The organism is Rhodococcus gordoniae (assembly GCF_001646655.1).
GTDB classification, from domain to species: domain Bacteria; phylum Actinomycetota; class Actinomycetes; order Mycobacteriales; family Mycobacteriaceae; genus Rhodococcus; species Rhodococcus gordoniae.
Window position 1 is genome coordinate 62286 of the sequence record NZ_LPZN01000065.1, and the last position, 23506, is coordinate 85791.

General features: G+C 69.2%; 26 protein-coding genes. 15 read left to right on the forward strand and 11 right to left on the reverse strand.

The features are described 5' to 3' along the window. Positions 1 to 13: 13 nt before the first annotated feature. The 6 genes from A8G18_RS20270 to A8G18_RS20295 all read right to left on the reverse strand — a co-directional run bounded on the left by A8G18_RS20270 (position 14) and on the right by A8G18_RS20295 (position 7017). Positions 14 to 2452 carry an ABC transporter permease gene (locus A8G18_RS20270; RefSeq protein WP_064065290.1) on the reverse strand — a complete coding sequence of 813 codons (2439 nt, stop codon included), beginning with the start codon at positions 2450 to 2452 and terminating at the stop codon, positions 14 to 16. Beyond that, complete coding sequence (locus tag A8G18_RS20275) at positions 2449 to 3231, reverse strand: ABC transporter ATP-binding protein (protein ID WP_064065291.1); 783 nt, start codon at positions 3229 to 3231, stop codon at positions 2449 to 2451. The genes A8G18_RS20270 and A8G18_RS20275 overlap by 4 nt, the downstream gene beginning before the upstream one ends. A 114-nt stretch (positions 3232 to 3345) precedes the next feature. After that, positions 3346 to 4056, reverse strand: a complete 711-nt coding sequence (locus A8G18_RS20280) for a response regulator transcription factor (protein ID WP_084421996.1) — start codon at positions 4054 to 4056, stop codon at positions 3346 to 3348. A gap of 1 nt (position 4057) precedes the next feature. Further along, positions 4058 to 5227, reverse strand: a complete 1170-nt coding sequence (locus A8G18_RS20285; RefSeq protein ID WP_129976420.1) for a sensor histidine kinase — start codon at positions 5225 to 5227, stop codon at positions 4058 to 4060. 10 nt (positions 5228 to 5237) lie between these two features. After that, entirely contained in the window at positions 5238 to 5750 is a 513-nt protein-coding gene (gene purE / locus A8G18_RS20290) for a 5-(carboxyamino)imidazole ribonucleotide mutase (RefSeq protein WP_016935202.1), read from the reverse strand. Then, entirely contained in the window at positions 5743 to 7017 is a 1275-nt protein-coding gene (locus A8G18_RS20295) for a 5-(carboxyamino)imidazole ribonucleotide synthase (RefSeq protein WP_064065293.1), read from the reverse strand. The genes purE and A8G18_RS20295 overlap by 8 nt, the downstream gene beginning before the upstream one ends. Positions 7018 to 7151: 134 nt before the next feature. Here A8G18_RS20295 and A8G18_RS20300 point away from each other — a divergent pair, with 134 nt between their 5' ends. Next, positions 7152 to 7685: a GtrA family protein gene (locus A8G18_RS20300; RefSeq protein WP_064065294.1), complete on the forward strand. Its 534-nt coding sequence runs from the start codon at positions 7152 to 7154 to the stop codon at positions 7683 to 7685. A 22-nt stretch (positions 7686 to 7707) separates the two neighbouring features. Here A8G18_RS20300 and A8G18_RS20305 read toward each other — a convergent pair whose 3' ends face one another. From A8G18_RS20305 to A8G18_RS20320, 4 genes are all read right to left on the reverse strand, one after another. Continuing rightward, complete coding sequence (locus tag A8G18_RS20305; protein WP_064065295.1) at positions 7708 to 9015, reverse strand: sensor histidine kinase; 1308 nt, start codon at positions 9013 to 9015, stop codon at positions 7708 to 7710. 10 nt (positions 9016 to 9025) lie between these two features. After that, positions 9026 to 9709 (reverse strand): response regulator transcription factor, encoded by a 684-nt coding sequence (locus tag A8G18_RS20310; RefSeq protein ID WP_024101522.1) that lies wholly within the window; start codon positions 9707 to 9709, stop codon positions 9026 to 9028. Positions 9710 to 9784: 75 nt separating this feature from the next. Further along, positions 9785 to 10348 (reverse strand): PH domain-containing protein, encoded by a 564-nt coding sequence (locus tag A8G18_RS20315; protein WP_064065296.1) that lies wholly within the window; start codon positions 10346 to 10348, stop codon positions 9785 to 9787. Between the two features lie 55 nt (positions 10349 to 10403). Further along, positions 10404 to 11249: a biotin--[acetyl-CoA-carboxylase] ligase gene (locus A8G18_RS20320; RefSeq protein WP_064065329.1), complete on the reverse strand. Its 846-nt coding sequence runs from the start codon at positions 11247 to 11249 to the stop codon at positions 10404 to 10406. 115 nt (positions 11250 to 11364) lie between these two features. On the opposite strand from A8G18_RS20320, the gene A8G18_RS20325 reads away from it, so the two are divergent. The 3 genes from A8G18_RS20325 (at position 11365) to A8G18_RS20335 (ending at position 14153) form a co-directional block, all read left to right on the forward strand. Next, positions 11365 to 13005, forward strand: coding sequence for an acyl-CoA carboxylase subunit beta (locus A8G18_RS20325; RefSeq protein ID WP_064065297.1), 1641 nt, complete (start codon positions 11365 to 11367; stop codon positions 13003 to 13005). 157 nt (positions 13006 to 13162) lie between these two features. Further along, the gene (locus tag A8G18_RS20330) at positions 13163 to 13489 is read left to right on the forward strand and encodes an acyl-CoA carboxylase subunit epsilon (protein ID WP_064065298.1); all 327 of its coding nucleotides are present in this window, start codon (positions 13163 to 13165) and stop codon (positions 13487 to 13489) included. Position 13490: 1 nt separating this feature from the next. Further along, complete coding sequence (locus tag A8G18_RS20335; protein WP_064065299.1) at positions 13491 to 14153, forward strand: Maf family protein; 663 nt, start codon at positions 13491 to 13493, stop codon at positions 14151 to 14153. 13 nt (positions 14154 to 14166) lie between these two features. Here A8G18_RS20335 and A8G18_RS20340 read toward each other — a convergent pair whose 3' ends face one another. Next, on the reverse strand, positions 14167 to 14583 hold the full coding sequence (locus tag A8G18_RS20340; protein ID WP_064065300.1) for a group III truncated hemoglobin: 417 nt from the start codon (positions 14581 to 14583) through the stop codon (positions 14167 to 14169). A 62-nt stretch (positions 14584 to 14645) separates the two neighbouring features. Here A8G18_RS20340 and A8G18_RS20345 point away from each other — a divergent pair, with 62 nt between their 5' ends. The 11 genes from A8G18_RS20345 to A8G18_RS20395 all read left to right on the forward strand — a co-directional run bounded on the left by A8G18_RS20345 (position 14646) and on the right by A8G18_RS20395 (position 23504). Beyond that, positions 14646 to 15539, forward strand: a complete 894-nt coding sequence (locus tag A8G18_RS20345) for a sulfurtransferase (protein ID WP_064065301.1) — start codon at positions 14646 to 14648, stop codon at positions 15537 to 15539. Continuing rightward, positions 15536 to 15949, forward strand: coding sequence for a SufE family protein (locus tag A8G18_RS20350; RefSeq protein WP_016933808.1), 414 nt, complete (start codon positions 15536 to 15538; stop codon positions 15947 to 15949). Before A8G18_RS20345 ends, A8G18_RS20350 begins: the two co-directional genes overlap by 4 nt. 7 nt (positions 15950 to 15956) lie before the next feature. Next, positions 15957 to 17417 carry a condensation domain-containing protein gene (locus A8G18_RS20355; RefSeq protein WP_064065302.1) on the forward strand — a complete coding sequence of 487 codons (1461 nt, stop codon included), beginning with the start codon at positions 15957 to 15959 and terminating at the stop codon, positions 17415 to 17417. 121 nt (positions 17418 to 17538) lie between these two features. Then, the gene (locus A8G18_RS20360; RefSeq protein WP_064065303.1) at positions 17539 to 19329 is read left to right on the forward strand and encodes an acetyl/propionyl/methylcrotonyl-CoA carboxylase subunit alpha; all 1791 of its coding nucleotides are present in this window, start codon (positions 17539 to 17541) and stop codon (positions 19327 to 19329) included. Positions 19330 to 19464: 135 nt separating this feature from the next. Further along, a complete protein-coding gene (locus A8G18_RS20365; protein ID WP_064065304.1) occupies positions 19465 to 19845 on the forward strand; it encodes a DUF1707 SHOCT-like domain-containing protein in 381 nt (126 codons plus the stop codon). A gap of 104 nt (positions 19846 to 19949) precedes the next feature. Continuing rightward, positions 19950 to 20384, forward strand: coding sequence for a DUF1707 SHOCT-like domain-containing protein (locus A8G18_RS20370; RefSeq protein ID WP_064065330.1), 435 nt, complete (start codon positions 19950 to 19952; stop codon positions 20382 to 20384). Positions 20385 to 20387: 3 nt separating this feature from the next. Continuing rightward, a complete protein-coding gene (locus A8G18_RS20375; protein ID WP_064065305.1) occupies positions 20388 to 20750 on the forward strand; it encodes a VanZ family protein in 363 nt (120 codons plus the stop codon). 97 nt (positions 20751 to 20847) lie between these two features. Beyond that, positions 20848 to 21165, forward strand: coding sequence for an SAV_915 family protein (locus tag A8G18_RS20380; protein WP_064065306.1), 318 nt, complete (start codon positions 20848 to 20850; stop codon positions 21163 to 21165). Beyond that, positions 21162 to 21443 (forward strand): hypothetical protein, encoded by a 282-nt coding sequence (locus A8G18_RS20385; RefSeq protein WP_016934239.1) that lies wholly within the window; start codon positions 21162 to 21164, stop codon positions 21441 to 21443. The genes A8G18_RS20380 and A8G18_RS20385 overlap by 4 nt, the downstream gene beginning before the upstream one ends. A 2-nt stretch (positions 21444 to 21445) precedes the next feature. Next, positions 21446 to 22582: a DUF3482 domain-containing protein gene (locus tag A8G18_RS20390; protein ID WP_245207959.1), complete on the forward strand. Its 1137-nt coding sequence runs from the start codon at positions 21446 to 21448 to the stop codon at positions 22580 to 22582. After that, entirely contained in the window at positions 22569 to 23504 is a 936-nt protein-coding gene (locus A8G18_RS20395) for a hypothetical protein (RefSeq protein ID WP_064065308.1), read from the forward strand. Before A8G18_RS20390 ends, A8G18_RS20395 begins: the two co-directional genes overlap by 14 nt. Positions 23505 to 23506: the final 2 nt, after the last annotated feature.

A 23506-nucleotide genomic window follows, 5' to 3' on the forward strand; every position in this document is an offset into this window, starting at 1 on the left:
CCGCACCGCGACCTCAGCCCGCCGCGGCGGCGACCGGCGACACCCTGCTCGCGCGTTGCGCCGGGATCAGCGAGGCGATCACCCCGGCACCGCCACCGGCGAGGACGATGCCCGCGAGCTGCCACCAGGGAACCGATCCGAGGCCGACGTGGTTCGCCCCGATCACCGACGCGGTTCCCGCCGCCCCGAGCAGCAGCCCCAGAGCCACGCCCAGGACGGACGCCACGCCCGCGATGATCAGTGCCTCGCGGATGAGCACGCTGCGCACCCCCGCCCGGGACAGGCCGACGGCCCGTAGCACCGCGGTCTCCCGGCGTCGCTCGAGCACCGACAACGCCATCGTGTTGCCCACCCCGATCAAGGCGATCACCACCGCTACCGACAACAGCCCGCCGACGATCATCAGCATGGTGTCGAGGACCTTCTCGAACATCTGCCGCGTCTGCACCGCGCCCTCGACGTTGCTACCGGGGAACGCCGTCGCGGCGACTCGGGAGATCTCGTCGGAGACCGCAGCGAGATCGCCGTCGGACAACCCGTCGTCCAGTTTCAACCACACCGTGTCCGCCGCGGAACGAGCGAGCGCACTCAGATCACCGATGTCCATCAGGTCCGGGCCACCTCGCTCGGTCGTCGCGACCGTCAGTGTGCGCGTACCGGTCTCGCCGCCGACCGTCACGATCTCGCCGTCACCCACCCCCAACTCGGTGGCGAGAGACTCCTCGAGCACGATCGTTCCCGGTTCCGGCAATCGGAGGTCGGCGCGGACTGTGGACGCTGCCGATCGCGCGTCGAGACCGAGTACCGAGAACTCCGTGTCCGCGACGGCGACCGAACCCGTCGCGACCTCGGTGCCCGACCGGACGCCGTCGATCGCCGTCAACCGGTCGGTTGCACCGGCCGGAACCGAGCCCGGCGCGGTCACCACGATGTCCACCGGCAGGTTCTCGTCGAGGAGGTCGGGAGCGCCCGCCTTCACCGTGCCGATACCCACGACCAGGGTCGATGTGAGGGTGACGCCGATGAACAGGGCGGCCGCGGTCGAGGCGGTGCGACGCGGATTACGACGTGCGTTGCCTGCGGCCAGTGCGGCCGTCGGACCACCGAATCGGGCCAGCAGATCTCCCACCGCTCCCACTGCGGCCGGCACCGTCCGCCGGGATGCGAGGAGCACCCCGACGAAGAGCGACAACCCTCCGGGGCACGCGAGGAGCACGTTGGCGGTCATGACGCCGGCCACGAGCAACGCCGATCCCGCCGAGATCGCCAGCGCAGCACAGATGCGCCGGGCCCGGGAATCCGAAATCGGTTCGGGCTGTGTCTCGAGCGGCTGCATCGCCGCGAGTGCGGGGACCCGGGTCGCGGCGCGCGCCGCACCGTTCGCGGCGATCACCGTCACCACGGTTCCCAGCACGAGGCCGAGCAGGATCGTCGTGACGGTCACCGAGATCGATGTCAGCGGGAGCGGGACGTCCGCCGCACGAGCGAGGGCCACAACGGCCGCCGCGAGGCCGTACCCGGCCAGAACTCCGAGAACCGCCGAGACGAACCCGACGACGAGCGCCTCTCCCCGCACGCTGCGGCGCACCTGCACGGCGGTGACACCGACGCACCGCATGAGTGCGAGCTCGCGGGTCCGGGCAGCGAGCAACACGGCGAAGGTGTTCGCGATGACGAGGCCGGCGACGACCACGGCGATCGCCGCGAAGCACAGAAGGATATTGCGCAACAAGGCGATATCGCCGACATAGGAGTCGGCGACCATCGTGGCACGCTCGGCCCCCGACATCACCACTGCTCCCGGCGCCAGGCCCGCCACGGCGTCGCGGACGACGTCGGGATCCCCGGTCACGCGTACCTCCCAGTCCGTGATCTCACCCGTCCACGTGCGTACCGGCCCGGCATCGGCGAAGATCGTGCGCGAATTCAGCGCGAGGGGTGAGCCGTCGAGGTCGACGACGCCGACCACCTCGACGCTCGCCGGTACCGTCGTACCGAGAACGTCGGTGATCGTCATCGAATCACCGATCGCTCGCCCGGACGACGAACCGACGAGCACCTCATCGGGGCCTGCGGGCCACCGGCCGTCCCGGAGTCGCTGCCAGCGCAGGGTCTCGTCGGCCGCGACCGACATGGCCTCGCCGTATCCGGATCCGCCGTTCTCGTCCACGATGTGCACGGGTCCGGACACGTCCAACGCCGTCGCGCGTACTCCGGGGGCGCCGGTGATCGCGGCGAGCAGATCGTCCGGCTCCGTATCGGACTCCCCCTCGGCCACGACGGCCGTGACTCCGTCGTAGCGAGCGGCGGTGGACTTCGTGATCGACGAGTCGACCGTGTCGCCGAGCACGAGTGTCGTCACGACGAAGGCCACCGCGACGAGTACGGCGAGCGCGGACGCGACGTACCGGCCGCGGTGGGCGCGCGCCTGCGCCAGAACGAGCCGTCTCATCGCGCCGACACCACCGAGGATGCACCGAGGTGGCGCATGGTGTCGAGGACGGTATCGGCGGTGGGGTCGGTGATCTCGCCCGCGAGTCGTCCGTCCGCGAGGAGGACCACCCGGTCCGAGTACGAGGCGGCGACGGGGTCGTGCGTCACCATCACCACGGTCTGCCCCGTCTCCCGCACACTCGACCGCAACAGGGAGAGCACTTCCGCTCCGGCCTGCGAATCCAGGTTGCCGGTCGGTTCGTCGGCGAAGATGACGTCGGGTTGCGGCAGCAGTGCACGGGCCACCGCGACACGTTGCTGCTGGCCTCCCGACATCTCGTGAGGCTTGTGATCGAGACGATCGGCCAGTCCGAGGCGACCGGTCACCTCCTCGAACCAGGCCGCCGAGGGGCGGGTACCGGCGAGCCGCATCGGCAGCAGCACGTTGTCCCGGGCGGTCAGGACGGGCAGCAGGTTGAACGCCTGGAAGACGAAACCGATGCGGTCGCGGCGCAACCCGGTGAGAACGGCGTCGGACGCCGCACTGATCTCCACGTCCGCCCGGCGGCCGTCACCGTGGAGGACGACGCGTCCCGCGTCGATGTCGTCGAGGCCGGCGAGCGCATGCATGAGGGTCGATTTTCCCGAGCCGGACGGACCCATGATCGCGGTGAAGCGGCCGCGCTCGAATGCGACGGACACCCCGTCGAGGGCACGCACCTCGGTGTCGCCGCGTCCGTAGACACGCACGACGTCCTCGGCGGAACAGGCCGGGACGAAAGAATTGGTCGAAGTCATACTACGAACCGTAGAAATTCTGCCGCACAAGAACATCGGAGAGCGGTGCGATCTTCCTCGTCGCCCCCGTCGTACCCGGGTAGGACCCGCTCGGGGCGAGGTCCACCCGGAGTCCTACTCCCCCGCGCCGAGCAACTCGTCGGGTCTCACCAGTCCGGCGCGGAACGCGAACAGCACTGCTTGCACGCGATCTCGTGAACCGGTCTTCGCAAGAACCCGGCCCACATGGGTCTTCACCGTCGCAGGCGACAGCACGAATCGTTCGGCGATCTCGCCGTTGGTCAAGCCGTGCGCCATCGCGACGAGCACCTCGAGTTCGCGGGGGGTGAGATCCTCCGGCACCTCCATCCGCCCGGACGACGCTCCCCTTCCGTCGAGCAGGGGTGAGACATGCTGCAGCAGTGAGCGGGTCGCGCGCGGCGCCATGACGGCGTCACCACGGTAGACGGTGCGAACCGCGGACAGCAGGTCCTCGGGGGGTGCGTCCTTGAGCAGGAAACCGCTCGCCCCCGCGGCAATCGCCTGGACCACGTAGTCGTCGTTGTCGAAGGTGGTGAGCACCACGACCTTCGGCGCATCGACGGAGCGCAGCAGCTCACGTGTCGCCGAGATCCCGTCGACCCGTGGCATCTGGACGTCCATGAGCACCACGTCGGCCCGGACCCGCGCGAGTTCGGTGATCGCCGCCTCACCGTCGGACGCCTCGGCGACCACCTCGATGTCGGGTTGCGATTCGAGCACCATGCGGAAACCCGCCCGCACGAGTTGCTGGTCGTCGACGAGTGCGACACGGATGGGATCGGCGGATTCGGTCACGTCCGCCACCCTATGTGGGGAGTTCTGCGCGGACACGATAGCCACCGCCCTGCCAGGGGCCGGCGACCGCGCGACCGCCGTGCAATCTCGCACGCTCCTCGATCCCGGTCAGTCCCTGCCCACCCGGCCGCGCTTCGACGAGCGCGGCCGCTCCCCTGCCGTCGTCGACGATCTCCACGACGAGCATCTCGGAGCGCCATTCGAGGCAGACACGGGCACGTGCGCGCGGACCGGCATGTTTGAGCACGTTGGTGAGCGACTCCTGCACGATCCGGTAGACCGACAGCCCGAATCCCTCCGATACCTCGCGAGCCCGGCCGTCGACCACCAGCGCGACCTCGAGACCACTCGCGCGCACCTGCTCGACGAGCGCGGGCACGTCGTCGACACCGGGAGTGGTGGTGAACTCGCGGGGCGAGTCCTCGCGCAGCACCGACAACAGTGAGCGCATATCCGTGAGCGCGCGGCGACCGGTGTCGGCGATCGTGCCGAGTACGTCGGCTGCGGTCTGCGGGTTCGCGGCCGCGGCGTATCGCCCGCCGTCGGCCTGCGCGATGATCGCGGTGAGCGAGTGCGCGACGATGTCGTGCATCTCCCGGGCGATGCGGGTGCGTTCCTGGGTGGCCGCGAGTTCGGCTTCCTTGAGACGTTCGAGTTCGAGGAGCCGATTGCGCTCGGTCAGTGCGTCCATCTCACGCAAGCGCAGACCACGCATCCGGCCGAACGCCCATACCCCCGCGACGAACATCGCGACGAGCAGCGCGGACGTCACCGTCACGAACAGTGTGCGGCCCTCGTACTGGTCGAAGTACCGCACTCCGGCGATCGCGCCACCGACGACCGACACCACGAGCGCGGTGTTCGCCGCCCACCGCGGAGCGTAGGCAGCGAGGGCGTACACCGCGGCCGGTACCGCGAACGGTGCCGCGGCGTTCATTTCCGGGAGGATCGCCAGATGTAGGTAGGCGGCGGCCGCCACGATCCCCCCGGCGACGAGGGGACGAGTGCGTCGCCACGCCAGCGGCACCGTCATCGCGACGGCCACGCCGGTCGCCCACGGTCCTTCGTCTGCGGAGAGCGTCCCGACCACGCTCAGGAGTACGAGCGCAGCGGCGAGGAACGCGTCGATCGTCCCGACATGGTCCCGGCTCCAGCGGTGCCACCGCTCGACCAGAGGCACCTTCAACCCGTCAGCCGAGCAGTTTCTGCCGCAATGCCTCGTCCTTCTCGAGCACCATCTGCTCGAGACCCGCCTGGAACCGTTCCATCCGCTCGCGCAGCGCCGGATCGGAGGCGCCGAGGATGCGGGCGGCGAGCAGACCCGCGTTGCGGGCGCCGCCGATGGAAACGGTGGCGACGGGAACACCGGCCGGCATCTGCACGATCGACAGGAGCGAATCCATACCGTCGAGGTACTTCAGCGGTACCGGCACACCGATCACCGGCAGCGGGGTCGCCGAGGCCACCATGCCCGGCAGATGCGCGGCGCCGCCGGCACCGGCGATGACGACCTTGATACCGCGACCGGCGGCGTCCTTCGCGTAGTCGAGCATCCGCTGCGGCGTGCGGTGCGCCGAGACGACACCCACCTCGAAGCGGATCCCGAACTCGACGAGCGCCTCGGCTGCGGCCTGCATGGTCGGCCAGTCCGAGTCGCTGCCCATGATCAGGCCGACCTGTGCGCCCTGCACCGCGTCATTCACCGTTTTCTCCCGTGTGTTCGTTCCAACCGTCGGTCCACACCGCGTGCGACAGCCAGTGCGCTGCGCGTTCGGCGCGCTCACGCACCGCAGCGACGTACTCGGGATCGTCGATCGATCCGGACGGTGCGCCGAGCACGTTGACGTGGCCGATCTTGCGGTCCTTGCGCTCCCCCTTGCCGTAGAGGTGCACATGCACGTCGGGCATCCGGGCGAACAGATGGTGCAGACGCTCGTCCATGCTCATCGCCGGCGCCTCGGGCGCACCGAGCACGTTCGCCATCACCGTCACCGGGGCGATCGGGCTCGTGTCGCCGAGCGGATAGTCGAGCACGGCCCGCAGGTGCTGTTCGAACTGGCCGGTGCGTGCACCGTCCATACCCCAGTGGCCGGAATTGTGCGGACGCATCGCGAGTTCGTTGACGACCAGCTCACCGGAGCGGGTCTCGAACAGCTCGACTGCCATGACACCGACGACGCCGAGCTCTCCCGCGATCCGCAGGGCGAGCTGCTCGGCGGCGGTCGCGACGTCCTCGGCCAGATCCGGGGCAGGTGCTATGACGACGGCGCACTGACCGTCGCGTTGGACGGTCTCGACGACCGGCCACGACGCACCCTGACCGAACGGGGACCGGGCGACCATCGCCGACAGTTCCCGCGTCCACTCGACCTTCTCCTCGGCGAGGAGCGGGACGCCGGCGGCGAGCTGCTCGGCGACGACCCGGTCGAGTTCGGCGTGATCGTCGAGGATCCACACACCGCGGCCGTCGTAACCACCGCGCGCGGCCTTGAGCACGTACGGATCACCGAGCGTGTCCAGGGCCGCGCGGGCGTCCTCGACCGAGGTGATCTCCGCGAACTTCGGCATCGGCGCGCCGAGCGCACCGAGCCGCTTCCGCATCGCGATCTTGTCCTGGGCGTAGATCAAGGCCTGCGGGGGCGGCAGCACCGCGACACCCTCGCGCTGGAGCACCTCGAGGTGCTCGGTGGGAACGCCTTCGTGGTCGAAGGTGAGCGCGTGCGCACCGGTCGCGGCGCGGCGGAGGGCGTCGAGGTCGTCGTGACTGCCGATCACCACGTTCGGGCTGACCTGCGCGGCGGGTTCGTCCGGGCCGGCCGCGAGCACGCGCAGCGTCTGACCGAGGGCGATGGCCGCCTGATGCGTCATCCGCGCGAGCTGGCCTCCGCCGATCATCGTGACGACGGGCATGCCGGTCGTCAGGGTGCGGGAGGTATCGGATCGGGGGGACGAATCAGGTCTGCCTGTCACGGCTGTCCATGGTGTCACAGCATGTCGTCACGCCGTCCCGGGGCACCACGGACGAGCGACGGAGGCGTGTGGGAATGCCGACATGTGCGGTCGGGTTTCGGAAATTCACCTCCACGTTTCGTACACTTCTCCAAGTGGCCGTCGTCGATGAAGCGTTGAGCAGAGTTCCCCAGCCTTTGCGGGGGCTGTTGCTCCGGCATCGCGAATTGATCAAGTTCGCCATCGTCGGCGGTACGACCTTCGTGATCGACTCGTCGATCTTCTACACGCTCAAGCTCACGATCCTGGCCGAGAAGCCGGTGACCGCCAAGATCATCGCCGGCGTGGTCGCAGTGATCTGCTCGTACATCCTCAACCGCGAATGGTCCTTCCGTAACCGCGGTGGCCGCGAGCGTGCCCACGAGGCGTTCCTGTTCTTCTTCATCAGCGGGATCGGGGTGGTGCTGTCCTTCATCCCGCTGTGGATCTCGAGTTACGTCTTCGACCTGCGTGTTCCCGAGGTGAGCCTCGCGACGGAGAACATCGCCGACTTCGTCAGCGCGTACATCATCGGCAACCTGCTGCAGATGATCTTCCGGTTCTACTGCTTCCGGAAGTTCGTCTTTCCCGAGGAGATGGTTCCGGACACCCCCGCCGACGAGCACACCGGGCAGCTCGACCGATCCTGATCCCCGACCGGCCCGATCGGGTCTAACGAGGTTCGCGTGTCCCGCTCGCCGGCCGCATGTCCCGATCGCGCTGTGCCCCGAGGAACAGGGCGAACAGTGCGGGCCGGCGGCGCTGCAGTTCGAGCCGGCCGCCGTCCGCCTCCGCGAGGGCACGCGCCAGCGCCAGGCCCACCCCGGTCGAACCACCCCCGGAGAACCCGCGGTCGAAGACGTACGGGGCGACCTCGTCGCTGACGCCCTCCCCCTCGTCGGCGACCTCGATGCACACCGTGACGTCGCCGCGGGTCGCGACGTGCCGCACCGAGACCGTGCACGTGCCGCCTCCGTGCACGAGTGCGTTGTCGACCAGCACCGCGACCGCCTCCCGCAACCGCGAACCGGTCACCGCCGCCCGCAGCGACGGGTCGCCGCGCAGCACCAGTTCCCGTCCGGCCTCCTCGTAGGGCCCACGCCAGTCGGCGATGACCCCGGTGAGTTCGCCGACCACCGAGACGTCCGTGCGCTGGTCGGCGCTGCTGTCGCGGGACTGGCGCACGAGCCCGTCGATCGCGGTGGTCAACCGGTCCACCTGGGCCATGGCCGCGTCGGCCTCCTCCACCACGGCGGGATCCTCGTGGGTGGACAACTCGTCCAGACGCAGCCGGATCGCGGTCATCCGGGAGCGGAGCTGATGCGACACGTCGCCGACGAGCGCGTGCTCGCGTTGCAGGCGGTGCGAGATCTCGACGGCGGCCGCGTCCAGCACGTCCGAGACGCGATCCAGCTCGGGGATGCCGTGCCGCCGGGCCACCGGGCGGAAATCTCCCTCGGCGAGGCGGGCCGCCCGGTTCGCCACGTCGCGCAGCGGGTCGGCGAGTCGTCGGGCGGTCGCCACCGCGACCAGCGCCCCGGCCGCGACGGACAGCAACACGAGCAGACTCACCGCGGCGAGCACCTGTTGCTGCAGGGTGCGCATGCTCTCCGAGGGCACCTCGATGAGCAGCGAGCCCGACGTGCCCATCGACAACGACTCGACGATCGACGCCCCGAGCACCGGCGTGCCGATGTCCAGGCGTGCCGCGACGTTCTCGGGGGTCGGATACACCACGACGGCCCGTCCGTCGGTGGGAACGAGCAGGCGCAGCGAACTCGTATCGAGCCCCCCGACGACGAATCCGTCGGTGCCCTCCTGGGCGATGATCTCGTCGGCCATGCGTTCGAGCCGAGTCTGCAGGTCGCGCCGGGCGGTGTCCTCGACGAACAGGAAGGCCGTGTAGGCCAGGGGGACGCCGAGCAACAACGCGACGAGCAGCACGGTCGCCAGGACGGCGTTGAGGATGCGGCTGCGCACGCCGGAAAGGCTAGTCGGTGTTCAGCCGGAAACCGACGCCGCGCACCGTGGCGATGCGACGTTCCCCGGCCGGTCCCTCGTCGCCGATCTTGCGGCGCAACCACGACATGTGCATGTCGAGAGTCTTCGAACCGCGCAGATCGGCGTCGCCCCACACCTCCTCGAGAATGGCGTCGCGAGAGACGACCTGCCCCGCGTGCTCGAGCAGCACACGCAGGAGCTCGTACTCCTTGTTGGCGAGGGTCACTTCCGAGCCGTCCACGAGGACGCGGCGCGCGGCGCGCTCGAGCCGGATCCCGGCGACGTCCACGATGTCGTCGTTCTCCGGACCGCCACGGCGACGCAGCAGCGCACGCACACGCGCCATGAGTTCGGCGAGGCGGAAGGGTTTGCCGACGTAGTCGTCGGCACCGGCATCGAGACCGACGACGAAGTCCACTTCGTCGGTGCGGGCGGTGAGCATGAGGACGGCGAGATCGGAGCGGCTCGCCCGGATCTGGCGGCACACCTCGAGTCCGTCCATTCCGGGGAGACCGAGATCGAGGATGAGCAGTTCGAACCTGCCCGACAGTGCCTGTTCGAGCGCGGCCGGACCGTTGTCCTCGACGGTCACGTCGTACCCTTCGCGTCCCAGCGCGCGGGACAGCGGTGCAGCGATGGCGTCGTCGTCTTCGGCGAGTAGAACGGCAGTCACCACGCCAGCCTACGGATCGGGGTTCGCTTTGTCGGGATTACGAGCGGGTCGTGTCGGCGGTCGCTCCACTCGCCGTCACCAGGCCTTCCGGTGCTCGTGTTCGTCGCGCCGGTAGCGAGTGGTGTGACGGTCGTCGGGGCGCGACTCCTGTGCGTCGAAGGCCTGCCGGTAGAGCAGGGCGTGCACCTGCTGCACGTCGGGGATGTCGTCGAACTCGATGGGATCGTCGGCCGCGGAGACGACGACGAGCGTGCCGGTCCGCAGTATCCGGTCGACGAGACCGTGCCGGAACTGGACGTTGCTGATCCGGCCCATCGGGATGTCGATACCGGTGTGGGTGAGGACGCCGGTGCGGACGAGGACGCGCCGGTCGGTGACGATGAAATGCGTCGTCAGCCACCCGACGAAACGGGGGACGCACAGCCGGCCGACGATACCGATCCATGCGACGGCCACGGCGACGGCGCACACGGTCGCGGCCGCACCGTCGAGGCGCGCCTGGATCGTGCCCAGCAGGAATCCGGCGATCATCGTGGACGCGAGGAAGATCACCGTCGGCAGCACGAGCGCCTTCCAGTGCGGATGCCGATGCAGCAGCAACTCTTCCTCGGGTGCAAGGGCGTCCTCCGGATATCCCATACCGCTCACGATGGCATATGCCGGTGCCGTGCCGATGCGAGCGGTCGCCCGGCGATCAGACCGGGCGCAGATGTGTGATGTCGCCCGCAGCGACCGCCACGGTATCTCCCCCACCGTCGGGGCGGATCACGATGCGCCCCTGGTCGTCGACGTCGGTGGCGACGCCGTGCAGCTCGGTGTCGCCGGGCAGGATCGCACGGACGCGTTGCCCGATCGTGCTGCACCGTTCGCGGTACGCCGCGGCCAGATCGGCGGTGTCCCATCCCGCGCGGGCCCATGCCCGGATCCGCTCACCGAAACCCGCCAGCAGCGCCTGCGCGAGCGGGGTGCGATCGAGTTCGGCGGCATCCTCGAGCAACAGAGAGGTGGCGGTGGGCACAGGCAGTTCGTCGCGCCCGAGGGTGGCGTTGATGCCGATCCCGGCGACCACCGTGGGCACCGGCGAGGTGGTGGCGACCTCCACGAGGATGCCGGCGAGCTTGCGTCCGTCGACCAGAACGTCGTTGGGCCACTTCAATTTCGCCTCGACGCCGGTGACCGATCGCACGGCGTCGACCGTGGCGACGCCGCACAGCAGCGGGAGCCATCCGAGGTTCTGCAGCGGGCACTCGGGCAGGCGCAGCAGGACCGAGACGATGATCTGCGCGCCGGGCACCCCGTTCCAGCTGCGCGAGTGGCGGCCCCGGCCCCCGTGCTGGAACTCGGCGAGGAGCACCCGGCGGTCGTCGCCGGTCGCGGCGACGACGAGCAGATCCGCGTTGGTCGAAGCCGTGTCGGCGACGACGTCGAGACGGGTGTAGAAGCCTTCACGCTCGGCGCCGACGAGAACATCGCGTAGCGCCGCCTCGTCGAGCGGTGTGCGGAGGGCGGGAAGATCGGTCGTGGGCCGGTCGGATGCCATGTACACAGCCTAAAGTGGACCTTCGCCACCTACCCGCCGGTAGGTCCGGCGCGGTGCCCGGCCTTCGGGACCTCGATGCAACGGCCTTGTATGACGATCGCTAAGCTGACGTGCCATGACCACTGTCCAGGAGCCGTCCGCGCCCGAGGCGGCGAGTACGCCCGATATCCACACCACCGCCGGCAAGCTGGCCGACCTGCGCAACCGTCAAGCACAGGCCAAGGTCCCGGTCGGTGAGGCCGCAGTCGAGAAGGTTCACGCCAAGGGCAAGCTGACCGCTCGCGAGCGCATCCAGGCGCTTCTCGACGAAGGATCGTTCGTCGAGCTCGACGCCCTCGCTCGCCACCGCAGCACCAACTTCGGCCTGGCCGACAACCGTCCGCTCGGCGACGGTGTCGTCACCGGCTACGGCACGATCGACGGCCGCGACGTCTGCGTCTTCTCGCAGGACGCGACGGTCTTCGGCGGTAGCCTCGGCGAGGTCTACGGCGAGAAGATCGTCAAGGTCATGGACCTGGCCATCAGGACCGGCCGTCCGCTGATCGGCATCAACGAAGGCGCCGGCGCGCGCATCCAGGAGGGTGTCGTCTCCCTCGGCCTCTACGGTGAGATCTTCCACCGCAACGTGCAGGCCTCCGGTGTCATCCCGCAGATCTCGCTGATCATGGGCCCCGCGGCCGGTGGTCACGTCTACTCCCCCGCTCTCACCGACTTCGTCGTGATGGTCGACCAGACCAGCCAGATGTTCGTCACCGGCCCCGACGTCATCAAGACCGTCACCGGCGAGGACGTCACGATGGAGGACCTCGGCGGCGCCCACACCCACATGGTCAAGTCGGGTGTCGCGCACTACGTCGCCGACGGCGAGCAGGACGCCCTGGACTACGTCAAGGATCTGCTGTCCTACCTGCCGAGCAACAACCAGGCCGCCGCACCGCGTCTCGCGCCGACCGACCCGATCGTCGGGTCGATCGAGGACTCCCTCACCGCGGAGGACATCGAGCTCGACACGCTCATCCCGGATTCGCCGAACCAGCCGTACGACATGCACGAGGTCATCCGTCGCCTGCTCGACGACGACGAGTTCCTCGAGGTGCAGGCCGAGCGCGCGAAGAACATCATCGTCGGCTTCGGCCGCGTCGACGGCCGCAGCGTCGGCATCGTCGCCAACCAGCCCACACAGTTCGCCGGCTGCCTCGACATCGACGCGTCCGAGAAGGCCGCGCGCTTCGTCCGCACCTGCGACGCGTTCAACGTGCCGATCATCACGCTCGTCGACGTGCCCGGCTTCCTGCCCGGCACCGAGCAGGAGTACAACGGCATCATCCGCCGCGGCGCCAAGCTGCTCTACGCCTACGGCGAGGCGACCGTCGGCAAGATCACGGTCATCACCCGCAAGGCCTACGGCGGCGCGTACGACGTCATGGGTTCCAAGCACATGGGTGCCGACGTCAACCTCGCGTGGCCGACCGCGCAGATCGCCGTCATGGGCGCCTCCGGCGCCGTCGGCTTCGTCTACCGCAAGCGCCTGCTCGAGGCCGCGAAGAACGGTGAGGACGTCGACGCGCTGCGCCTCGAGCTGCAGAACGAGTACGAGGACACCCTGGTGAACCCGTACGTCGCAGCCGAGCGCGGCTACGTCGACGCGGTGATCCCGCCCTCGCACACGCGCGGCCAGATCGTCTCCGCGCTGCGCCTGCTCGAGCGGAAGATGGTTTCGCTCCCGCCGAAGAAGCATGGAAACATTCCGCTGTGACGCTCTGCGGCAGGACCGGGCGCACCCCGGTCCTGCCGCGACCTGCACGGCGTAGCACGTCGCCGACGACGTGCGATGAACCCGAGAGAGGGATCGACATGACAGCGACCCGGTGGGCATCCGATGCCCGTGCGGACGCGTATCCGGGGGGTGCCCTGTGACAGCGACGACAGAGGACAAGATCATCACCGAGTTCGAAGTCGACGAGCAGTCGCCCACGGTCGAGGCCACGCCCGACGACGGAGCGGGAGAAGCCGCTCCGGAGAGCCCCGCGGTCGCCGAGACCGCGGCCGCCCTCCGCATCGTCAAGGGCAATCCGACCGACGAGGAGATCGCGGCTCTCGTCGCCGTGCTCGCCGCTGCCGCTGCGTCGGCCGGCGAGGACGTGAGCGACACCCGGCCGCCCGAGACCTGGGGGGATCCGACCCGGATGCACCGCCGGTGGGCGCCGTTCTCGCCGTATTCCTACCCGAACCGCGGCTGACGTGCCCCGGCTCGTTCTGGCCTCGGCTTCACCCGCCCGCCTCGCGGTTCTCCACGCGGCGGGCGTGAAGCCGTTGGTGCAGGTGTCGGAGGTCGACGAGGACGCGCTCATCGCGTCCCTCGGCCCCGGCACGCCGCCGGCGCAGGTGGTCACCGAGCTGGCCCGCGCCAAGGCCACCGACATCCTGCCGGTCCTGCGCGAGCAGGGTCTGCGGGACGCCGTCGTCATCGGCTGCGACTCGATGCTTCTGATCGACGACGACCTGCAGGGCAAGCCCGGCACCGTCGAGGCGGCCCGGGAGCGCTGGCGGACGATCGCCGGTCGCAGCGGCGAGCTGCTCACGGGTCATGCCGTGCTCCGCGTCCGGGACGACGAGGTCGTCGCCGAGGTCGCCGACCACAGCGGCACCGTCGTACACTTCGGCACCCCCACCGACGAGGAGCTCGAGGCGTATCTCGACAGCGGTGAGCCGCTCGAAGTGGCCGGCGCCTTCACGCTCGACGGTCACGGTGGCTGGTTCGTCGAGCGCATCGAGGGCGATCCGTCGTCGGTCATCGGCATCGGACTCCCGCTGGTGCGGCGCCTGCTCGCCGAGGTCGATATCTCCGTGGCGCGGTTGTGGGCCGAGAATGCTGCCATCCCCTTGGAGTCGCTCGAGAACTAGGCCGTGTCCGGCCCTATCGGGTCGCGCCGCCGTACAGGGATTTCTGCAGCGAGGTCACCATCGCCTCGGCCTTGGCCTTCGCGCGGTCCGCGTCCACTCCGTCGAACGTCTCGTCCACGGTCTCGCACCACAACTGCAACCACCGCTCGAATCGGGCGGGGGTCAGTCCGTGGTGCCCGTGCAGCGCCCGGTGCACCGGCACGAACGCGCCGCGATAACGGGTCGTGCGGAAGAGGATCTGCTCCCAGAAGTCGCCCACGACCACCAGATGGTCGTCGAGTCCGACCACGGCGAGAACATCGAAGACCGGTGCGAGCACGGGATCGGCGAGTGCGCGTTCGTAGAACCGGCGGACCAGCAGGTCGATGTGGTCCCGCGATGCGAGTTCGGCGCGGGCCGGCCGCCCGGCGTGAGGGTTGCTGCGGGTCACGTCCCGTCACGGTACCGCCTAGAATCGACGGCGCACCTGCCACCACAGCCTCAGGAGCCCATGTGCCCGTCGCACCCGATAGCAACCCTTCGTTCGCCGCATATGCGGATCCCGGCCGTCTCGTGTCGACGGAGTGGTTGTCCGCTCATCTCGGCCATCCCGAAGTGAAGGTCGTAGAGTCCGACGAGGATGTCCTGCTCTACGACGTGGGGCACATCCCCGGTGCGGTGAAGATCGACTGGCATCTCGATCTCAACGATCCCGTCACCCGCGACTACATCGACGGCGAGCAGTTCGCCGCGCTCATGGACCGCAAGGGCATCCGTCGCACCGACACCGTGATCATCTACGGCGACAAGTCCAACTGGTGGGCCGCCTACGCGCTGTGGGTCTTCACCCTCTTCGGTCACGAGGACGTCCGCCTCCTCGACGGTGGCCGCGACGCATGGATCTCCGAGAACCGCGACACCACCCTCGACATCCCGTCCGCCACGACGAGCGGCTACCCGGTCGTCGAGCGCAACGACGCCCGGATCCGCGCATTCAAGGACGACGTCCTCGCCCACCTGGGCACGGGTCCGCTGGTCGACGTGCGGTCGCCGCAGGAGTACACCGGTGAGCGCACCCACATGCCCGACTACCCGGAGGAGGGCGCCCTGCGCGGCGGTCACATCCCCACCGCGGTATCGATCCCGTGGGCGAAGGCCGCGGCGCCCGACGGCCGGTTCCGCGCCCGGGCCGAGCTCGACGAGATCTACGGCGACATCGCGAAGGACGCCGACGTGATCGCCTACTGCCGGATCGGCGAGCGGTCGAGCCACACGTGGTTCGTCCTCACCCACCTGCTCGGGTACTCGAACGTGCGCAACTACGACGGTTCGTGGACCGAGTGGGGCAACGCGGTCCGCGTGCCCATCGCCAAGGGCGACGAGCCCGGAGAAGCGCCGGCCGCATGAGCATCCCCGCCCCCCTCGCCGAGATCGTCGACGACTTCGCTGCCGTCGAAGGTCAGGACAAGCTGCAGTTGCTTCTCGAATTCAGCCGCGAGCTCCCGCCGCTTCCCGCCGAACTCGAGGAAGCGGCGATGGAGCCGGTGCCCGAGTGCCAGTCGCCGCTGTTCCTGTCCGTCGACGCATCCGACCGGTCGCAGGTGAAGCTCCACTTCAGCGCACCCCCCGAGGCGCCGACCACGCGCGGATTCGCCTCGATCCTGCACCAGGGACTCGACGGTCTCAGCGCGCAGGAGATCCTCGACGTGCCCGACGATTTCTACGCCTCGCTCGGGCTCGCCGAGGCCGTCAGCCCGCTGCGGTTGCGAGGGATGAGCGCGATGCTCACGCGCATCAAGCGGCACCTCCGAACCTGACGCGGTCATGGAGTTCACCGAGCTCGCCGACTACCGGATCCCTCCCGGCGTTCTGACCGAATGGCTGCCCTGCGCGGCCGAGGACGACTGGCGCGAGGATCCCCGTCCCGCCTCGTACATCCACGAGGCGCATCTGAGGCGCACTTCGGGGATCCGGTACGGCGGCGGCCGCGACTCCTGGCTCGGCACGGCCTTCGAAGTCGCCGGGCCGCTCGACACCGAACGGTTCCGGCGGGCCCTGCAACGCTGGATCGACCGGCACGAACCGCTGCGCAGCCACGCCCAGCTCGCGGGGGAGCAGAGCGGGAACGACCTGGTGCGGCGCACCGCACCGCCGGGCAGGGTGTCGGTGCGTCCCATCCGGCACGATCCCGCCGATCCGGACACGATCCGCGACCACCTGCTCGGCCTGTTCGACGACTACACGACGCCGCATCTGTGGCCGTCCTACGTCTTCGCGACGCTCGAGCGGACGCCGGACGGGGATGTCGGCGACACGGGGGGCGCGAAGGACACCGATGAGCGGTTCACGGTCTTCTTCGGCGCCGACCACTCCATCATCGACGGGTACTCCGTGGTACTCGTCGCGCACGAGATCTCGGCGCTCTACGAGGAGGAGCGCACCGGTCGCGCGGCCGACCTGTTCCCGGTGGGGAGCTACATCGATTTCGGTGCCGCCGAACGGGACGAGTCCGCACAGCTGGACGACCATCACGAGGCGGTGCAGATCTGGCGGCGCACCCTGACCGAATGCGGAGGCGAACCACCCGCCTTCCCCCTGCCGATCGGTGCGCGACCATCGCACGCCACACCCCAGCAGCGACTGTCCGAGCGCTGGTTCGACGACGACGAGGCGAGTGCCTTCTCCGCGTGCTGCCGCCGTGCGGGGACGGGTTTCTTCGCCGGCGTGCTGGCGTGTTTCGGCCGGGCGACGGCCGAGATCACCGGCGCCGAGCGGTTCCGGACCGTCGCGCCCGCGCACACCCGCGCCGGCCCGATCTGGGCGGGTTCGCTCGGCTGGTTCGTCGGCCTTCGACCGATCGACCTGAACCTTACGGGCACAACGGATTTCGACGTCCTGGCGATGCGCGCCGGCGACGAACTGCACCGCACCCGGGCGAGTGCGCGAGTGCCGTTCGTGCGGGTGGGCGAACTCCTCGGCGTCCCCATCCGCCCCCGGTTCGTCGTGTCCTACATGGACGTGCGGTTCGTTCCCATGGCAGCACAGTGGCCCGAATGGAACGCCCGGGCCCTGCGCAGCCGCAGCTTCACGCACGACGTGTACATCTGGATCAATCGCACCCCCGAGGGGGTGAACATGTCGGCGCGATTCCCCGACAACACGGTCGCGGGCGAGAACGTCCCCCGCCTCATCGCACGCGCCCGCGAGCTGATGCACGAGGTCGCGGTCGGCGGGCCGTGGATCGCGCAGCCGGAAACGGTGACGGTCCCACCTACCGGTGAGTAGCATCGGATGCTCGAAGGCCCGCCGTAATGTATAGGGGCCATCCGGTTACATCGTCGATCCGATTGGCGCTTAGACTGCCCGTCGACGGAAATAACCTAACGATCGATCAACAGGAGGCTCCGTGCCCAGTCATGCCAGCGCGCAGATCACGAAGGTGCTCGTCGCGAACCGCGGCGAGATCGCTGTGCGGGTCATCCGAGCCGCCAAGGACGCGGGCTACGGCAGTGTCGCCGTCTACGCCGAACCGGACGCAGACGCACAGTTCGTGAAGCTCGCCGACGAGGCGTTCGCACTGGGCGGCACCACCTCCGCCGAGTCCTACCTGGTGTTCGACAAGATCCTCGACGCCGCGGCCAAGTCCGGCGCCGACGCCATCCACCCCGGCTACGGCTTCCTCTCCGAGAACGCCGACTTCGCGCAGGCCGTGATCGACGCCGGCCTCATCTGGATCGGCCCCTCGCCCCAGTCCATCCGCGACCTCGGCGACAAGGTCACCGCCCGCCACATCGCCGAGCGCGCCAAGGCCCCGATGGCGGCCGGCACCAAGGACCCGGTGAAGAACGCCGACGAGGTCGTCGAGTTCGCGAAGAAGTACGGCGTGCCCGTCGCGATCAAGGCCGCCTTCGGTGGTGGCGGACGCGGCATGAAGGTCGCGCAGACCATCGAGGAGATCCCCGAGCTGTTCGAGTCGGCCACCCGTGAGGCCGTCGCCGCCTTCGGCCGCGGTGAGTGCTTCGTCGAGCAGTACCTCGACAAGGCCCGCCACGTCGAAGCCCAGGTCATCGCCGACCAGCACGGCAACGTCATCGTTGCCGGCACTCGCGACTGCTCGCTGCAGCGCCGCTTCCAGAAGCTGGTCGAGGAGGCTCCCGCGCCGTTCCTGACCGACGAGCAGCGCAAGCGCATCCACGACTCCGCCAAGGCCATCTGCCGCGAGGCCGGTTACTACGGCGCCGGCACGGTCGAGTACCTCGTGCAGGGCGACACCGTGTCCTTCCTCGAGGTCAACACCCGCCTGCAGGTCGAGCACCCGGTCACCGAGGAGACCGCCGGCATCGACCTCGTGCGTCAGCAGTTCCGCATCGCCAACGGTGAGAAGCTCGAGCTCACCGAGGACCCGACCCCGCGCGGCCACAGCTTCGAGTTCCGCATCAACGGTGAGGACGCCGGTCGCGGCTTCCTTCCCGCCCCCGGCCCGATCACCGTCTACAAGGAGCCCACGGGCCCCGGTGTGCGCGTCGACTCGGGTGTCGTCCAGGGCGACGTCATCGGCGGCCAGTTCGACTCGATGCTCGCCAAGCTGATCGTCACCGGTGAGACCCGCGAGCAGGCGCTGCAGCGCGCCGCCCGCGCGCTGGCGGAGTTCGAGGTCGACGGTCTGGCCACGGTCATCCCGTTCCACCGCCACATCGTCGAGAACCCGGCCTTCGTCGGCGACGGCGAGAAGTTCGACGTCTACACCAAGTGGATCGAGAACGAGTGGGACAACACCATCGAGCCGTACACCGGTGGTGCCCCGATCGAGGACGAGGACGAGGCACTGCCGCGTCAGAACGTCGTCGTCGAGGTCGGCGGACGCCGCGTCGAGGTGTCGCTGCCCGGCCAGTTCTCGCTCGGCGGTAACGGCGGCGGCGCCGGCGTGATCCGCAAGAAGCCGAAGCCCCGCAAGCGCGGCGGCGGCGGCGCCGGCAAGGCGTCGGGCGATGCGGTGACCGCCCCCATGCAGGGCACCGTCGTCAAGGTCGCGGTCGCCGAAGGCCAGGAGGTCGCCGAGGGCGAACTCATCGCCGTGCTCGAGGCCATGAAGATGGAGAACCCGGTCAACGCCCACAAGGCGGGCGTCGTCACCGGCCTCGCGGTCGAGCCGGGTGCCGCGGTCACCCAGGGCACCGTCCTCACCGAGATCAAGTAATACGGCGATCGAGTAACACAGCAGATCCCCGACGGTCCCCCGCATCGCTCACGATGCGGGGGACCGTCGCTGTATCCGGGTGTCATCCGGCGTCACGGTCCGGCTTCCGCGCGTGAAAGCTATTAGCCTGGAGACATGGCCGACCGTCCCGAGATCCGCATCGGCACCGCCGAGCGTGAGGAAGCCGTAGCGCTGCTCGGTGAGCACTTCGCCGCGGGGCGCCTCGGCCTGGCGGAGTTCGACGAGCGGGTCGCGCTCGCGACGCAGGCCACAGTGCGCGGCGATCTGGTTCCCCTCTTCGCCGATCTGCCTTCGGCGCCGGCCGTGGTGGCCCCCTCCCCCGGACCCCGCGATCTCGCGGAACAACTGCTCACCCTGGTGCCGTTCGTGCTCGTCGCGTTGCTCGTGATCGTCGTCCTCCGGCATCCGATCGCGCTGCTCATCGCCTTCGGGGTGTTGTTCGTCGCGGGTCGCCGTGCCTACCGGCTGCTCGGTGAAGGACGCGGCCCGTCCTGACCGTCCGGTGCCCGGCCGCCCTTTCTGCTGTCGCGGAAATCACAGCATCCCGGGAGATGCCCGTGTCTGTCGCCGCTCCGACGCCACAGGTTAGGGTGACCGGCATGCCCGAACACCCCGACATCCGGATCGGCAACGCCGAACGCAGTGAGGCGCTCGACCTGCTCGGCGAACACTTCGCGCTCGGCCGGCTGACACTGTCGGAATTCGACGAACGCAGCGCGAAGGCGTCGGCGGCCGGGACGCGCGGTGATCTCGACGTGCTGTTCACCGACCTGCCCGCCCACCTCACCGATAGCTCGGCCACGACCCGGGACGACCTTCCGGTGATCATCCCGAAGAAGGATCCCGAGCGGTGGCGCGAGGTCGTGATGGGCCTGACGCCGCTGGTCGCGCTCGTGCTGTTCTTCACCTTCGACACGTGGCTGTTCTTCCTCCTGATCCCCGCCGTGGGCATCGTCCTGTTCGCCGGTCGCGACCGGGACGGGCACAGCACCGACGACGCCGACACCCACCGTGGTGAGAAGAAGAACGCCTGAACCGTGCCGTCCACGCCCCTCCGGCACCGCGCTCTGCCCCTGATCCTCGCGGTCGTCGTCATCACCGCGATGCTGCTCTCTCCCGGCGGTACCGTGCCGAGCGGTCCTCCCCATGCCGACAAGGTCACGCACGCGTTGATGTTCGTGGCCCTCGCGCTGTGTTCCCGCTACGCACGGATCTCCCCCGTCGTCACCGTGGTGTGGCTGGGTCTCTACGGCGTGCTGACGGAGATCCTCCAGGCCACCGTCGCGGTCCGGCGCTCCGGGTCGTTCTGGGACTGGTGCGCCGATCTCGCCGGCGTCGCGATCGGCCTCGCCGTCGCGGCCGCCGTCGGCTCGCGTTCCCGCACGCGATCGAGACCGTAAGCAGCAACCCGTGATTCGTCACAAGACCTGCCGCTGGTAGCCTCCTCCGCGCCGACAGTCCGACGGGGGATCGGACAGGCTGCTCACGGGGGAACGAATGTCGCAGGAACAGGTCGCGGACGCACTACCGACGGTGCTTCCGCCGTATCTCCATCTACCGTGCGCGGACGCGGTCCCGGATCCGGCCGACGCCGTCGTCGACTATCGGTATCTCGGCGACGGCCGCATCGCGCTGCTCGCCTACACGGCGCTCGACCGTCTCCACTCCTGTTGCGGCGCCGGGCAACCCTGGCTGGTGCTGCCCACGCACGTGCTCCCGCGACTGCGTGAGGCACAGCCGTGGGACTCTCTGCTGCTCGACGTCCCGATACCCGAATCGGAACGCAGACGCCCGGCGGACGGGGACGCGCGATGAGCCTGTACGTCGACCCCGACGAACTCGATCGGGCCGCGGGCGTCTACACGGGTGCGGCCGCGGATACCGCGGATCTCGTCGGCACCTGCCCCACGAGCGTGGACGCGGGTCTGGCGACCGGCCCTCTCACCGGCATGCTGGCGCAGATCGTCACCGACCTCGCCGGCACGGTCGAGGTCCTCGGCGGAACGGGTGGCCTGCTGACGACCACGGCACAGACGTACCGGGAAGCCGACGACGAAGCCGCCGCCGCGCTCGTCCGGGCCTGGTCGGAGTGACCGTGCCGATCGACACCTTCATCGCCGGAAACCCCGCGGACATCCGACGGGTAGAGGACTGGATCCGCACCACGCTGGGCACCACGATCGGGAACGTCGCCGACGCCGCGGCCCGGGCGCGTCGCATCGCCGACGACGCCTGGGAGGGCGACGCTTCCGAGACCTACCTCGACAGGTCGAGCGAACACGTCCACGCCGTCGACGATTTCCACGAGCGGACATCGAGGACCGCCGATGTCTTCGCGGGCCTGGCGGGCGAACTGTCGCGTGCCCTGTCCGACATGGCCGGCATCCGGGCTCGCGCCGCGGCCGCGGGACTGCCGGTCGTGGGCAACACGATCGGTGATCCTCCCCCGGGTGACGACGAAGTCGCTTTCCGAAGGGCCTCGGCATATCAGGAGGCGAATGACGCCGCCGAGGCGGTGCACGCTCGCTGGTCGGTGGCGATTGCCGGCGCCGTGAACACCTGGACGGGACATCCGTGGTCAGCGTCCTTCCTCGGGAGCACCGCGCTCGACTACGTCGACAAGAACCTGCAGGGCAAGATCGCGGGCCTCCTCGCCGTGCAGCAACAACTCCGGACCGAGGCGATCCGTGAGATGGAGCGATTTCTCTCGCTTTCGCCGGACACACCGTACGACGAGCTACGACGTACGTTCGGTTCTGCGCGGAAACCACTCGACGATCTGGTGACGACCACCGGACGCCTCGACGACATGGCATCGATGTCCCGGACAGCCGGCCGGGCCGCGGGGACCATAGGTCTCGTCGCCGGTGTCGGGCTCGACTATTTCGCTGGTGGTGAGTCCCTCGAGCAAGCCGTGGTCTCCAACGGACTCGGCCTCGGAGCCTCGATAGCAACCGGCGCGGCGGTGGGGAGCGCTATCGGGTCGATTCTTCCGGGTGCGGGTACTGCTCTCGGTGCCGTGCTCGGCGCCGGGGCAGGCACAGTCGCCGGAATCTTCACGTCCGGTGCGGTCGACAACCTCTACGAGGCGAGTACCAAATCCGTGTGGGGAGCGATCGGTGCGGGCCGGGAGGAAGTCGAAAGTGCTGCCGCAGCTACCGGAGCGTTGGCCGGCGCCGGCGTCCGCGGAACATTACACCTGGGGAGAGGAATACTGGATGCCGTTTTCTGATCGTCCTGATCTCCGTACCTACGGGGATCCGCGCGCCACCTACGTCATCGTGTTCACCGCCCTGGTAGGTCTGCTGTGCCCGTTGCTCCTCGTCGCAGCCGTGGTCGAACGGGTAGTGGCGGGGCTGCCGTTCGCGCTTCCCGACGCTACAGCTCTTCTCCTGACACTGGGCGCAACCCTTCTGATGTATCCGGTGCTCGGTGTCCTCATGTACAGCCCTCGGATCAGAGCCGATCACATCGTCTCGGGCTCCGAGAGTTCTTCGCCGGCTCTCATTCTCCGGCAATCCTCCTCGACATTCTGGAGCGCCGTCGTTCAGATCGGGGCATTCACGCTCATGCTCCTCGTGATCATCTGGGTCAGCGAAGGGTCTCGGGAGCAGCTGTCCGGAAGCATCGTTCTCACCGTCCTCGCCTGCTCATGGCAGGTCGGCTACTCCTTCTTCATCGTCCGACACACACTGCGCCCCGGTTACATCGCACTCTCCGCCGAGGGAATCCGCTTCAGCGATCACGCCACGGACACCTGGATCCCCTGGGAGGCATCGACGTCCGGAGTACTGGCCGACCCGCTCTACGTCGTGGTCGTCGCTCGACCGGCGCGTGGCGCCACCACGAGTTCGCGGGTTCCATTGCCGTGGCGGATCATCGACGACCGCAAGGACGGCGACCTGCGTCCCTCGTCCCGGCGCGGCCCCGGCCGCACTGCCCGCATCGACCGGCGCCGGTTCGAGATCGCACCCGAACTCCTCGACGCCGTGCTCGACCACTACCTCGGCAACCCCGCCGCTCGCGCCGAACTCGCCGACCCCGAGGCGATCGCGCGCCGGGTCGACGAATTGCGCTCCTACGCACCCGGACCGCGATGGCGACGCTACGGTCCGGTCCCCGTGCCGATCCTGAGCACGCCGGCGCCGAGGTGACG

What these genes read in the sequence shown, in the direction of transcription:
- A8G18_RS20325 (WP_064065297.1), top strand. Translation starts at nt 11,365, where the DNA reads ATGACCACTGTCCAGGAGCCGTCCGCGCCCGAGGCGGCGAGTACGCCC.
- A8G18_RS20365 (WP_064065304.1), top strand. Translation starts at nt 19,465, where the DNA reads ATGGCCGACCGTCCCGAGATCCGCATCGGCACCGCCGAGCGTGAGGAA.
- A8G18_RS20315 (WP_064065296.1), bottom strand. Translation starts at nt 10,348, where the DNA reads ATGGGATATCCGGAGGACGCCCTTGCACCCGAGGAAGAGTTGCTGCTG.
- A8G18_RS20270 (WP_064065290.1), bottom strand. Translation starts at nt 2,452, where the DNA reads ATGAGACGGCTCGTTCTGGCGCAGGCGCGCGCCCACCGCGGCCGGTAC.
- A8G18_RS20395 (WP_064065308.1), top strand. Translation starts at nt 22,569, where the DNA reads ATGCCGTTTTCTGATCGTCCTGATCTCCGTACCTACGGGGATCCGCGC.
- A8G18_RS20380 (WP_064065306.1), top strand. Translation starts at nt 20,848, where the DNA reads ATGTCGCAGGAACAGGTCGCGGACGCACTACCGACGGTGCTTCCGCCG.
- A8G18_RS20320 (WP_064065329.1), bottom strand. Translation starts at nt 11,249, where the DNA reads ATGGCATCCGACCGGCCCACGACCGATCTTCCCGCCCTCCGCACACCG.
- A8G18_RS20275 (WP_064065291.1), bottom strand. Translation starts at nt 3,231, where the DNA reads ATGACTTCGACCAATTCTTTCGTCCCGGCCTGTTCCGCCGAGGACGTC.
- A8G18_RS20385 (WP_016934239.1), top strand. Translation starts at nt 21,162, where the DNA reads ATGAGCCTGTACGTCGACCCCGACGAACTCGATCGGGCCGCGGGCGTC.
- A8G18_RS20370 (WP_064065330.1), top strand. Translation starts at nt 19,950, where the DNA reads ATGCCCGAACACCCCGACATCCGGATCGGCAACGCCGAACGCAGTGAG.
- A8G18_RS20350 (WP_016933808.1), top strand. Translation starts at nt 15,536, where the DNA reads ATGAGCATCCCCGCCCCCCTCGCCGAGATCGTCGACGACTTCGCTGCC.
- A8G18_RS20355 (WP_064065302.1), top strand. Translation starts at nt 15,957, where the DNA reads ATGGAGTTCACCGAGCTCGCCGACTACCGGATCCCTCCCGGCGTTCTG.